Origin of the sequence: uncultured Mucilaginibacter sp. (assembly GCF_903893715.1) — a bacterium.
Taxonomy (GTDB): domain Bacteria; phylum Bacteroidota; class Bacteroidia; order Sphingobacteriales; family Sphingobacteriaceae; genus Mucilaginibacter.
In genome coordinates, this window is sequence record NZ_CAITNG010000047.1 from 105,143 (window position 1) to 118,432 (window position 13,290).

At 45.8% G+C, this 13,290-nt stretch carries 10 protein-coding genes; 4 read left to right on the top strand and 6 right to left on the bottom strand.

From position 1 onward, the window contains the following. Positions 1-21 precede the first annotated feature (21 nt). The 5 genes from QZX97_RS06375 to hscA all read right to left on the bottom strand — a co-directional run bounded on the left by QZX97_RS06375 (position 22) and on the right by hscA (position 6,139). Complete coding sequence (locus tag QZX97_RS06375) at positions 22-240, bottom strand: hypothetical protein (RefSeq protein ID WP_295655517.1); 219 nt, start codon at positions 238-240, stop codon at positions 22-24. 96 nt (positions 241-336) lie between these two features. Beyond that, positions 337-1,815, bottom strand: a complete 1,479-nt coding sequence (locus QZX97_RS06380; RefSeq protein ID WP_295655518.1) for an MFS transporter — start codon at positions 1,813-1,815, stop codon at positions 337-339. Positions 1,816-1,968: 153 nt separating this feature from the next. Further along, positions 1,969-2,886, bottom strand: a complete 918-nt coding sequence (locus QZX97_RS06385) for a hypothetical protein (RefSeq protein WP_295655520.1) — start codon at positions 2,884-2,886, stop codon at positions 1,969-1,971. A gap of 24 nt (positions 2,887-2,910) precedes the next feature. Continuing rightward, positions 2,911-4,089, bottom strand: coding sequence for an acetyl-CoA C-acyltransferase (locus tag QZX97_RS06390; RefSeq protein ID WP_295655522.1), 1,179 nt, complete (start codon positions 4,087-4,089; stop codon positions 2,911-2,913). Positions 4,090-4,282: 193 nt separating this feature from the next. Next, on the bottom strand, positions 4,283-6,139 hold the full coding sequence (gene hscA / locus QZX97_RS06395) for a Fe-S protein assembly chaperone HscA (protein WP_295655524.1): 1,857 nt from the start codon (positions 6,137-6,139) through the stop codon (positions 4,283-4,285). Positions 6,140-6,280: 141 nt separating this feature from the next. Between hscA and QZX97_RS06400 the strand changes: the two genes are divergently transcribed. Then, entirely contained in the window at positions 6,281-9,190 is a 2,910-nt protein-coding gene (locus tag QZX97_RS06400; RefSeq protein WP_295655526.1) for a hypothetical protein, read from the top strand. A 229-nt stretch (positions 9,191-9,419) separates the two neighbouring features. Here QZX97_RS06400 and dinB read toward each other — a convergent pair whose 3' ends face one another. Then, the gene (dinB, locus tag QZX97_RS06405; RefSeq protein WP_295655527.1) at positions 9,420-10,604 is read right to left on the bottom strand and encodes a DNA polymerase IV; all 1,185 of its coding nucleotides are present in this window, start codon (positions 10,602-10,604) and stop codon (positions 9,420-9,422) included. 74 nt (positions 10,605-10,678) lie between these two features. Here dinB and QZX97_RS06410 point away from each other — a divergent pair, with 74 nt between their 5' ends. The 3 genes from QZX97_RS06410 to QZX97_RS06420 all read left to right on the top strand — a co-directional run bounded on the left by QZX97_RS06410 (position 10,679) and on the right by QZX97_RS06420 (position 13,289). Further along, a complete protein-coding gene (locus tag QZX97_RS06410; protein ID WP_295655528.1) occupies positions 10,679-11,269 on the top strand; it encodes a 2'-5' RNA ligase family protein in 591 nt (196 codons plus the stop codon). Positions 11,270-11,367: 98 nt separating this feature from the next. Next, on the top strand, positions 11,368-11,997 hold the full coding sequence (locus QZX97_RS06415) for a sigma-70 family RNA polymerase sigma factor (RefSeq protein WP_295664473.1): 630 nt from the start codon (positions 11,368-11,370) through the stop codon (positions 11,995-11,997). Next, positions 11,994-13,289 (top strand): hypothetical protein, encoded by a 1,296-nt coding sequence (locus QZX97_RS06420; protein WP_295655531.1) that lies wholly within the window; start codon positions 11,994-11,996, stop codon positions 13,287-13,289. The genes QZX97_RS06415 and QZX97_RS06420 overlap by 4 nt, the downstream gene beginning before the upstream one ends. Position 13,290 lies beyond the last annotated feature (1 nt).

Genomic DNA, 13,290 nt, shown 5'->3' on the forward strand with positions numbered 1-13,290 from the left:
GATAATTAAAGTTTGGTGCTGTTAATCTTCCTTCGGCGCTATCCCTTTATCCACATTCAAAGTGAAAGCAGCTTCCGATGCCTCATCGGCGGCTTGCAGGCCTTCTACATCAGGCTCTGTTTCGCCAACAACTTCATCGGTGCCTTCTATACCATCCGAATGTACATCCTGTTGGCTTTGTTGGTCTTCAGGGTCGTTTTCCTGCGCATCAAGGGGGAGTTGGTCTTTTGGGTCTATCATGGCTTTTGGTTTTATGTAAATCTACAACATTAAACGCATCATGTTGTTTTGAAATATAGGGGCAAAAAAAATGCCCCGGTTAACCGGGGCATTTTTTTATATTTTATCCTCTTCGGCTACTGCGCCAAGCGGTTCGGGATGATCAATATAGCTACGCTCTTTTAAATGCGGCGCAACAAACATGAACAATACCAGGAAAGCAGCAACTACCCCCACGAAAAACCAATAGTATTTTGCCCCGACCAGACCCGAGAAAATGCCACCGCCTGATATGTTGCCATTTATAATGCCGGTGAACAAGTTACCCGCAGCCACAACCAAAAACCAGATACCGTTCATGGTGCTTTTCATGGAAATAGGCGAGTGTGTATAGGCGTATTGCAAACCGGTTATCGAAACCAAAACTTCCGCTGCCGACAGTACGAAATAAGCGAATATCTGGTACCAAATAGATGGGTGCCCGCCATTGTCAATATTGGCCTGTATCAAGGCGATAACAACAAATGATAATGCAGTCAAGAACAACCCAAAACCAAGTCGCCTTAGCGGCGTAGTTTTAAGCCCCATTTTATCTAATGCAGGATAGATCCAATAATTGAATATCGGTATCATGATCAAGAGGAACACCGTATTCACTGTGCTTACCTGACCCGCTATAACGCTAAAGCTGGTAAAACCAAGGTTGATGTTCAGGTTCATTTTAGCTGCCTGCAAAACCCATTCCGAAAGGCATTGATCCCAAACAGCCCAAAAACCTAACGCGAAGAAGAAAACCGCCATTACACGGTATACTGCCTTAAAGCCTTCTACCTTTTCGGGATCGAATTTTTCTTTGGCCACATCCAGTATTGATTCGCCCTTTTTCTTTTTGCCCGCATTCATCAATGCGTAAATGGTTACATTCACCAGGTTGTTCCTATTTAACCCTTGCGGTGGAACCCTTACATACATTTTACGGCCCGAAAAGAAGATGATTGTAGCTAAGCCCATCAGTATACCCGGTATGCCAAAAGCCCATTTAGCGCCATAATATTTATAGGTCCATGGGATCAAAACGGTCGAGAACATGGAGCCTGCATTAATCGCAAAGTAGAACCAGCCATATACTTTTGATAAGAGGTCCTGATTACTGGCATCAAACTGGTCGCCCACGTTTGCCGATACGCAGGATTTTATACCGCCGGCGCCAATAGCCACCAGAATAAGGCCGCCTATAAAACCGTTCAGGTTGGTATCAAAAAGGGCCAAAAACAAATGCCCCATACAATAAACCAGCGACAAGCTTAGAATGAGCCTGTATTTACCCGTAAACCAATCAGCCATAAGGCCACCCACAAAGGGTAAAGTATAGGCCAACGTTACAAAAAAGTGTGTACTCGCGTTGGCATGTGCCTCGGCAGTGGTGGTTAAGGCAGGATTTAAGGTAGGGTTATAGAATTGGGCAACCAAAAAGGTCACCAAAATCGACCTCATTCCATAAAAACTGAACCGCTCGGCGGCTTCATTACCAATAATAAAAGGTACACTTCGGGGATAACGTGGTTTGGCAACCGCTACGGGCGTGGTTTCTGGCATAAAGGGGTCTGTTAAAATTTCGTCTAAAATAGGATTATTCTTACAAATCCAAATTTTATGCTGAAAGTAATTAAAACTAATTACTTTATATTGGTTGGCCCGATTTTTTTACAAAATGGATGACTGATAAAACCAGAATTCGCACAACAAAAGTCAATTTTTAATCTGCGCCCGCTGTTTATCTATCAAGGCCTGCTTCTTCGGGTCAACATATTGGTCGTCGTTGGCTTGCGGGGCATTGCGCATGTCCAGGTTGTCTACATATACCCAACGGTTAAGTTTTAGGCGATAGCCACTGTAGGTCATGTCGGGCCCATAGGTATCAAAGTGGCCTTTCATCTTCGGGTCGGCCGGCGACAGGTGATCGAATATGATGGTATTTGATGCCTCATCAAACTTAAGCATCATCGCCGCCTGGGCGGTAAATTCGAACACGATCCGGTCGCGTGTTTTGCCGTTGCCATCAAACACAGGCAAGCCAAAAACGGGCTTATCGTTTTTAAAACTCAGTACTTCAATTACCTTCTTTGTTATTTTTTCGGTATGCCCTTTCCAGCCTATCAATACATAATACGGCGTGGCCGCATTTACCTGAATAATTTTATAGTATTGTGCACCATACCATTTGTGGTTATCCACCACCGAATCTTCGGGGTTTTTTAGCAAGGGCGAGTAATCTTCGAGACCGAAAAGCTTTAAACTGCCATCAGGGGTATTCATTTGTATGGTACCATAGTAGCGGTAGCTGCCATCGCTGTTGGTTACATGCCAGGTAATGATTCTGAAAAGGTTATCAGCCGAGCCGATGATACTGATGCTTTTCAGCGAATCGAAAGGGTAACTGAACGAATGGTTAATTTTTAGCGCGCTTACCAATGTTTTAATCATGGCATAGTTGGTGTTGATGCGCTCCACATCCTCGCGGCCATTGATCACTGTTCTCCCTAACTTTTTCAAGCTGTCTTCAAACACCCTCAACTGCTTAAGCGATGCCGCGTCCGTTACCTGCTGTGCAAAACAGATGGGCGAGATAAACAGGAACAACAATAAACCGAGGCAGGTTTTCTTCATTATCGCGATTAAAAATTTAACTAATTAACGCAAATTTTCGATCACAATTGCGCTGGCGCCGCCGCCGCCGTTACAAATACCCGCAACACCGTATTTTGCGCCGTTTTGCTGTAATACATTGATGAGTGTTACCACGATGCGCGCCCCCGAAACCCCCAGCGGGTGCCCCATGGCCACTGCACCGCCATGTATGTTTACTTTGGTGGGGTCCAGGTCTAACAATTGATTGTTGGCGATAGATACCACTGCAAAAGCCTCATTGATTTCAAAAAAATCAATATCGTCGCTTTTCAGCCCGGCACGGTGCAGGGCCAAAGGGATAGCTTTAGATGGGGCCGTTGTAAAGCGCTCGGGCTCCTGTTGGCTATCGGCATAAGCCACCACACGCGCCAGCGGTTTTATACCCAGCTCATCGGCTTTTTGTTTGCTCATCAGCACCAGCGCGGCTGCGCCGTCGTTCAAGGCCGATGCATTGGCTGCGGTAACGGTACCGTCTTTTTGGAATACGGGTTTTAACGAAGCGATCTTATCAAACTTAACCGCTTTGGGGTCTTCATCATCGCTAACAAAAGTGCTTTCGCCTTTTTTGTCTTTTATCTCCACCGGGGTAATTTCTGTTTTGAATTTCCCTTCGGCTTGAGCGTTTAAGGCCCTGTGGTACGATTCTGTAGCATAGGCATCCTGCTGCTCGCGGGTAATATGGTGCTCAACTGCACAAAGCTCGGCTGCCGAGCCCATATGGAAATCGTTATATACATCCCAAAGGCCGTCTTTTATCAGTCCGTCGATAATTTGGCCGTGCCCCAGGCGGTAACCATTACGTGCTTTGTCCAGGTAGTAGGGGGTATTACTCATGCTTTCCATGCCGCCCGCCACAATAATATCGTTTTGGCCCAGTTGTATGCTTTGCGCGCCAAGCATAATGGCTTTGGTGCCCGAGGCACAAACTTTGTTAATGCTGGTAGTTGGGACATCGGGCAGACCGGCAAACTTGGCCGCCTGTGTGGCTGGTGCCTGGCCCAAATTGGCCGACAATACATGGCCCATGTAAACTTCCTGCACCTGCGCAGGGTTGATGCCCGCTTTTTCGACTGCTGATTTGATGGCTATGGCACCCAATTGGGTTGCCGAAAGGGATGATAAACTGCCGCCAAAACTACCGATAGGTGTACGCGTAGCGGCAACGATATAAACTTCGTTCATAAATAGATGATTCAATAATGTGGTCGGGGGCAAATTTACGAATTTGCTTGTGCTTGTAACGAATTATTCAAAGCTTGTGTTTCAGCACGCTAAATTTTACTAAAGTACGACATCGACAAAAAGCCATTTCTTTCAATACGCGGCTAAGCCTTCAAGAAAAGGAAAAATGACCCAATGACTTAATGATCAATGACTACTCAACACTCTTCCCCCTCATTGCAGTACCAATGGCCTGATCCATCAGGCGCTCGGCAAAGGGACGGGTAAATTCGTTCAGCTCGTCGATGTTTTTATGGATGAGGTCCTTATCGCCGCTGGTTAGCGCTTCTTTCAGACTTTTGAGGTATTGTTGGGTATTGGTAACTTCTGCTACGCTCAGGTGTGTGCCGTGTTTTTCAATAAAACGCTCCACGGTGTACACCATTTGCTCTCCTTCGGTGCGGGCCTCTATCAGCATACGTTGTGCAATATCGTCTTTGGCGTGGGTAATGCTGTCCATCAGCATTTTTTCTACCTGGTCGTCGGTAATACCATAGGTTGGTTTTACTTCCACTTCTTGTTTAACGCCAGAGCGCAGTTCAATCGCCTGTATCTTCAATATACCATCCGCGTTCAGCAAAAAGTTGATATCTACCTTCGGGAAACCTGCAGGCATGGCCGGTATGCCTTTCAGGTCGAACTCGGCCAGTTTTCGGTTCTCTTTTATCAGGTCGCGCTCGCCCTGGTACACGGCTATCTTCATATTCACCTGCCCGTCAATGGAGGTAGTGTACTGCCTGCCTGCTTTGGTGGGCACTTTGCTGTTGCGTGGGATGATGACGTCCATCAGGCCGCCCATGGTTTCGATACCGAGTGAAAGCGGGGTAACATCCAACAATAAAATATCTTTACGGTTACCGGCCAAAATATCGGCCTGTATGGCAGCGCCAAGGGCAACAACTTCGTCTGGGTTTACCTCATCGTGTACCGGGCGGCCAAAAAACTCCGATACCATGCGTTTAACCAGCGCGGTACGGGTGGAACCGCCAACCATTACCACCTCATCTATCTGGCTGATATCGAGCTTGGCATCGGCCAGGGCTTTGCGGCAGCAATCAATAGTTTGCTCAACCTTTGGCAGGATGAGTTGTTCGAAGGTATTGCGGTCTATCGTACACCATATATCGCCAATTTTTTGATTGACGATGCTTTGGTGCAGAAACATTTTCTTGGTTTCTTCGGCCTTCAGGCGCATCTCCTGCATAATCTTCGGGTAAAGCAGCAAGGTATCCAGATCGAGGTGGTTGTTTTTTATCCAGTAATCCAATATCGCGGCATCAAAATCGTCGCCACCCAAAAAGGTATCGCCATTGGTAGCCAATACCTCAAAAATGCCGTTCTGAATCTGCAGGATGGACACATCAAATGTACCGCCGCCTAAGTCGTACACGGCGATGGTTTTGGTTTCATCGGGATTCAACCCGATACCATAGGCCAAACTCGCGGCGGTTGGTTCGTTCACAATACGCAACACATCCAGGCCCGCCAGTTTGCCCGCATCGCGGGTAGCCTGGCGTTGCGAATCATTAAAATAGGCAGGTACGGTTACCACCGCGCGGTTAACCGGGGTTTTCAGCGCGTGTTCGGCACGTTGTTTCAGTTCTTTCAATATCATTCCCGATAGTTCTATCGGTGTATAAAAAGTATCGCCAACTTTTATTTTGACAAGGCTCTCACTGTCATCATCAATGACTTTATAGCTAAAAAAGTCTTTATGTTTTTCGATGTCCTTGTACGAGCGGCCCAGCAAACGTTTTACCGAAAATATGGTGTTTTGCGGGTCGGTTAGCAGGTAGTTTTTGGCTTCATTGCCTACGGTTACTTCGCCTGCCGGGCCAAAGTGCACAATGGAAGGCACCAACACGCCTTTGCCGGCATCGTTTATTACTTTTGGCTCCTTGTCGGGATTGATAAATGCCACCAGCGAATTGGTGGTACCTAAGTCGATCCCTACAATAATTTCTTCTTTTTGGATAGAACCCGTTGCCAGGTTGATAGAAATTTTAGCCATCTTAAACGTGAATTAACAAGGCGCAAATGTAGCGAGTTTTTGCCGATGGCGTGTCATGATATTGTAGGTTGATGCATATCGAAAACCACTTCACGTAGTTTTCATAAATTTTCCCTTATTTTCACCCATCAAAACCTGTAAATGAAGCTTGTTAAACTGCTACTGCCATTGCCGCTGATCCTTTCGGTGCTCCTGCTACTATCAACTGCCGGTATAACCAAAGCGCAGCTATTTGGCGGCAACCCGCCATCCATCACCTGGCAACAGGTAAATACCCCGGCCGCTAGGGTGATATTTCCCAAAGGGCTCGATTCGGCAGGTATACGTATTGCCGATATTGTAGGCCAGATGAACAAGGCCATACAGCCCACCATCGGTCCCGATAGCTATCGGGATAAACAGCTAAAGGTGAGTATACTGGTGCAAAATCAAACCACTATATCTAATGCGTATGTTGGCCTGGCGCCTTTCCGCAGTGAGTTTTATTTTACACCAGACCAGAATAGTTTTGAATTGGGTAGCCTACCCTGGATAGACCAATTGGCCGTACACGAATTTCGGCACGTGCAGCAGTACAACAACTTTAATGTGGGCCTCTCCAAAGCCATGCATGTGCTGTTTGGCGAGGGCGGACAAGCCGTAGCCAACAGCCTGGCCATACCGAACTGGTTTTTTGAAGGCGACGCGGTATTTAACGAAACCTATGTTACCACGCAGGGCAGGGGCCGCCTGCCCTGGTTTTTCGATGGTTACCGGGCTTTATGGGCCGCCGGGAAAGATTATAGCTGGATGAAACTGCGCAACGGCTCGTACCGGGATTTTGTGCCCGACCATTACCCCTTGGGTTATATGATGGTGGCTTATGGGCGTGATACCTATGGTGATGATTTTTGGAAAAACGTTACACAGAACGCGGCGGCTTATAAAAGCCTGGTTTTCCCGATGCAGCATGCCATTGAAACGTATTCGAGAAAATATTTTTACCAATTTGGTAAAGATGCTTTGGGTCATTTTAAAGAACAATATGGCTTTAAAGCCGATGATGCCAATTCTTCAAAATCAATCAATCAATCATTCAATAAATCAATCAATGCTCACCAGCATTTTATCGCCGACGAAGAATACCCCGCTTTTGTTGATGATAACACGATAGTCTATGTGCGGTCGAGTTACGACCGCGCGCCTGCATTTTACACCCGCATGGGCAATACTGAACACCGCGTACGCGTACACGATTACTCGCTTGATTATTATTTTGCTTACCGCAATGGTAAGATAGTGTACGACAGTTACCGCACCGACCCGCGCTGGGGCTACCGTACCTACAGCGAACTAAATATACTGGACATCAAAACCGGCAAGCAAACCCGCATCACTAAAAACAGCAAATATTTTTCGCCGGCTTTTAGCGAAGACGGCACACGTATTGTAACCGTGCAGCAAAGCACCGATGGCAAGAGCCAACTGATTGTATTAGGTACCGATGGTAAAGTCATCTCAGCCATCCCCAACCCCGACCATCTGGTATATACGTACCCCAAGTTTTATGGCAACAGCATCATATCTGCTGTGCGTAATGCAGCGGGTCAAATGTCCATCGCGAAAAGCGATATCAATACCGGTGCAAATACTTATTTACTGCCCTTTACCATGCAGCCCATTGCTTTCCCTGTGGTTGCGAACGATAAAGTCTATTTTTCGGCCACCAGCGATAAGAACAATGAATTGTTCGCGCTATCGCTGACCGATAAAAAGTTGTACCAATTGCAAAACGATTCGCTTAAAGCGAGTATCGGCAACTACCAGCCTGCATTAAGCGCCAATAAATTGGCCTGGACCAGTTTTACCGCCTATGGTTATAAATTGCACCAGGCCGATGCAAGCCAGGTACAATGGCAGCCAGTAAACAGCAACACATTGCCCGGAACCTTGCCCGATTATGGTATAAATGCCTTAGGCAAAGGTGGCGCGGTTGATTTCCTGGCATCGGTAAAGGAGGAACAACCTGCCGTAACCAAATACAACAAAGCTTTTCATTTGATCAATTTCCATAGCCTGATACTCAATATAAGCGACCCGAACTATGGGTTTGCTATTGAGGGTGAAAATGTGTTGAATACCCTGCAATCTGAACTGTCGTTTAACTATAACCGTAACGAAGGGTACAAAGAGTTTGGGTTTGATGCTGTTTACGGGGCCTTGTACCCTTACCTGTCGGTAGGGGCTAATTATTTGGTCGACAGGACGGGGCTTTATACCATTAATCACTCGCCGCTGATGTCGTACTATTTTAACGAAACCCAGGTGTTTGGCGGTTTACAGTTTCCCTTCAATTTATCGCGCGGACGCACTTCGACGTCATTATCATTTGGCGGGCAGGTGGTGTACGATGCCACGAATTACCAATCGCCATACAACCAGCTGTTTAAAGATCAGAATTATATGTACACCGATTACTTTTTAAGCTTCAGTAGTTTAAGCAGGCAGGCCAAAAAGAATATTTACCCGCATTTTGGGCAAAGCATTTCGGTTGATTATCGCACGGCAATCACCAATATCAGTGGCAACCAGTTTTTGGCGGTGGCCAACCAGTATTTGCCCGGTTTGACAGTCAATCATAATTTGGTGTTACAAGGCGCTTACCAGCAAAGGGATTTTAACGACGAGGCAGGCTTTACCAATAACTTTCCTACGGCAAGGGGCTATACATCGGCCAACCTGTACCAAATGTATAAGCTGAGCGCCAATTATCATTTCCCGATAGTTTATCCCGATGCCGGCGTGGCTAACTCGGTTTATTTTTTGCGTATAAGGGGTAATTTATTTTACGATTACAGCTATGCTTCGGATGCGAAGTATATACAGGCTTATACCGGGTCGAACACGGCTACTTTCCGCTCGACAGGTACCGAAGTATTTTTTGATACGCAACTGTTTAACCAGTACCCGGTATCGATAGGGCTGCGTTACAGCCGTTTGCTGGACAACGATATTTTTGGTGGGAACAGCCCGAACCGGTTTGAGATTGTTTTGCCTTTGAGTATATTTTAACCAAAGGGTAAAAAACAAAAGAGGGTACATAAATGCACCCTCTTTCCCCTAATTAATTTAAACTATTGATTAAACCCAAAGTACAAAGAACGTTTTCAGTACGGCATTGGGCAACCGAACTTGAGTAATTATACGAATAAGATTTATTTTTGTTCAAGTTTTTATCATAAAAAGTAAAAAAATAACGAATTTGTCATCATTTTACAGAATTACGTAAATTCACAAGCAACTATCCACGCATAAAAGGGTTAAAACCCCGGGTGCCTATCTCCATTCCGGCAGCCCGACACACGGTTTTATCGCCATACTTATAGTTAATTTTATCAACTGCATGATAAAGGTTTATTCGTTCCTCGTTATCCTCAAACAGGTTGATTTGGTAATTACCGGTGCAGAGCTGGCTTAACTTTACCCCGATGAGCCTGATGGGCCGACTTTGGTTCCAGGCTTTGGCCAGCAGGTTTTTTACGCCCGGTATCAAAATGTGGTCGGCCGAGGTGAGGGCTATTTTCTCCTGCAAAGTATGCGTTTCAAAATTGGCGTAGCGTATTTTAATGGCGAGGCAGCTCGATAGCTTGTTTTCTTTGCGAAGTTTAAAGGCCAGTTCTTCGGTCATGGATACCAAAATAGCTTCCAGTTTTTTTTTATCCATGGCATTTTTGTCGAAGGTACGTTCGGTAGAGATGGATTTACGGTCGGAGTGGGGCACTATCTCGCTGTCGTCCAGTCCCTGCGCTTTTCGCCAGATGGAACGCCCCGCGATCCCAAAAACTGATTCAAGGAAACGGATATCGGTGCGTTGCAGGTCGGCTATTTTTTCAATACCATATTGATACAATTTTTGGCAGGTCTTTTCGCCCAGCATGGGTATTTTGCCGATCGGTAGCGGGGCCATAAACGCTTTTTCGCCCCCATGGGGTACCCAAAGCTGCCCGTTGGGCTTGGCCTCGTTGGTGGCCATTTTGGCAATGGTACGGTTTGATGCCATGCCGAACGAAATGGGTAAACCTGTATCGCGTATCACCTTTTGGCGAAGTTCGGTGGCTATCTGGTAGCAATTGTGAAAACGCTCCATCCCGGTAAGGTCGATATAAAACTCATCTACTGAGGCTTTTTGGAAAAGGGGCACCGCGTTAGCGATTATTTCGGTTACCTGCGCCGAAGCTTCGGCATACTTTTCGTACGAACCATGTAAAAATATGGCTTCCGGGCATAATCTGTAGGCCTGTGCCGATGGCATGGCCGAGTGGATACCGAATTTACGTGCCTCGTAACTGCAGGATGCCACCACGCCCCGCTCTTTTGAGCCACCAATAATCACGGGTTTACCGATGAGCGATGGGTCGAACTTTCGTTCTACCGAAACAAAAAACGAATCGAGGTCGATGTGGACGATCTGGCGCTTTATATCCATATAACAAATGTAAAAAAAAAGATTTCCAAATGCTAATAATATTAGTAATTTAGTTCATCGAAAAGCAAAAACCCATGGAAAAAGTAAAAGCAATCAGCGTCGGTGGTATCAGCGCGTCCATCTACTCCGATTATATGTTGGTGATACCACCGCCCAATGAAGTGAAGGAAATGATACGTAAATACAAACTATCCTGCGCAAAAGTAATAGGCCATTATGATGGCATGCACAGTATTGCCCATATCAGTGTAACGGGCCAGCACCGGCAAATGCCGGTAACTATGGGGCAAAAACTGGATTGCTACCAGCGTGCACTTATCCGGCTAAAGCCGATAGAACTGAACATCAACGGTTTTGGTAATTTTATGCACGGTTCATCTGGCGCTACCATTTATGCTAAAATTGAGATGAATACCGAGGTGAACCGCTGGTTTGAGCAACTGAAAAGGGTATTCGGCGACAGAAAGACCATCGTACCGCATATAACCATTGCTAAAAATATACCGTTATATGCCTTTAAGGCACTTTGGCCACATTTTGTAAACCGTGAATATAGGGAACGCTTTGTGCCCGACAGGTTGACCACCTTAACCCGCCCCACATTTTATACCGAAGGTGAATTCTGGCGTGTTTTTAAGGAATTGCATTTTACCAAAATAGTTTAGCTAAATTTATTTTTAATTAAGATGGCAACCTTCTACCGTATCATTTCCGTAATGCTTGTAGATAAGGATTACAGATTAACTGATTCGTCGAAACCTACATGGGCGAAGAGGAATTAAAGCAACTAATTGACGGGTGCAGGCAGCATGACCGGAAAAGCCAAAAAATGCTATATAAGGCGTTGTATGGCTTTGCCATGGGTATATGCTTGCGTTATGCCGGCAACCGATACGAAGCTGCCGAGATTATGAACACGGGCTTTTTTAAGGTAATGACCAATATTCAAAAATATGATAACAACAAGCCTTTTAAAGCATGGCTTGGCCGCATCATGATGAATACATCAATCGATTATTACCGGGCCAATTTAAAGGTGGCCTATACCGAAGAACTCGACCACGCCATACATATTGGCGAGCGTGAGGTGGCAACAAGTAAATTAGGTTATGATGAGTTATTGTTGCTGATACAAAGGTTACCTGAGGCTTACCGTACGGTTTTTAACCTGTTTGCCATTGATGGGTATACGCACGAGGAAATTGGTGAATTACTGGGCATAAACCCCGGTACTTCAAAATCTAACTTGCATAAGGCAAGGCAAAAATTACAGAGAATGATTGCAGAACAGGAACTGAGCGGCGGGGCGGGCGAAATGCGAAATTCGTCCATTGTAGCCATCAGGCATACGGCTGTAAAAGATTTATATTTAAACAAAGGTTTTAGGCCATGAGCAGTATAGAGGAAGACGGATTAGACAAGTTGTTTAAAAAGTGGCTAAAGGAGCCCGGGCGCGTTGCGGAGTACCGCGAAGCTGATTGGGACGCCTTCGAAAAAATGCTGGATGAAAAGGATGAAAAAAGGCCAATCGTGTTTTGGCTGCCTATCATCAGCGGTATTGCGGCATTAATTGTATTGGGTTTTGGCTGGTTCTATTTTCAATCGAACAGTAATACTGTGCCCAAGCAGCAAGTTGCTGTACGCCCTGTAAATAAAAATAACAACCAAGCTTTAGCGCAGGTGAATGCCGGCACTGATAAAAAAGACAATACCGGTTTAAGCGGCGGGCCCGAACATCAATTGGCAGATGGCGCTAACAATATCCCGCCTTCGGTAACCCGTGCCGGTGATGTGGCACAGGTAGTAAAAAATTACCGTAAAGGCAAATCGTTCTTATCCTTATCCGGTACTGCTGCCCGCCGCTTAACTACCGGTTTGACTGATAATGTGAAAAAAGATGTGGTTAATGATGTGGAACCTGAACCTTTCCCATCAGGTTGGAAAAACGATATAACTGCTTTAAGCGAGCAAAATATCCCCAATGGTGAGTTGATAGGCGCGAATAATTTACCTGCATTGCCTGTTGCATCGGAGGCTGCGATTACTGATATTAAGGATGTTGTTAAAGGGACTAATTTTAACAAAAACCGCCCGCAATACGCCATCACGGTTTTGGGCTCGTCCAATATTAACGGGGTAGGTTCGTTCAGTCAGGCGCAGGTGGGTACCAATTTGGGTTTGCTGTTTTCGGTAGGGGTATCTAAATTTAGCTTTAGCACCGGTGCCATATATGCCAAAACACCATACACCGCCAACGCTTCAAATTATAATGTAGGCTATCCTGCCAAACATACGCCTGATAACATCAGTGCCGATTGCCGCGTGTTGGATATCCCTTTGAACGTTGATTACCGGGTATACAGTAAAGCGAAAAATCAATTCAGCATAGGTTCGGGCCTATCATCGTACATTATGCTCAACGAAAATTACAATTACACCTATTCGGGGCCCTATGCTCCATTATATCCTTCGAATCTTAGTTTAACCAACCAAAACCGATACTTTTTAGGGGTGCTGAATCTGGATGCCACCTATCAGCGAAAGCTCAGCGCCAAACTCAGCTTTGATGTGCAGCCCTACCTTAAAATACCATTAACAGGTATTGGCGCGGGCGACGTAAAACTGCAAACGGCCGGGGTAGCACTTGGCCTGAGCTGGAACTTAAACCGGCTTTTTAAACCGTAGA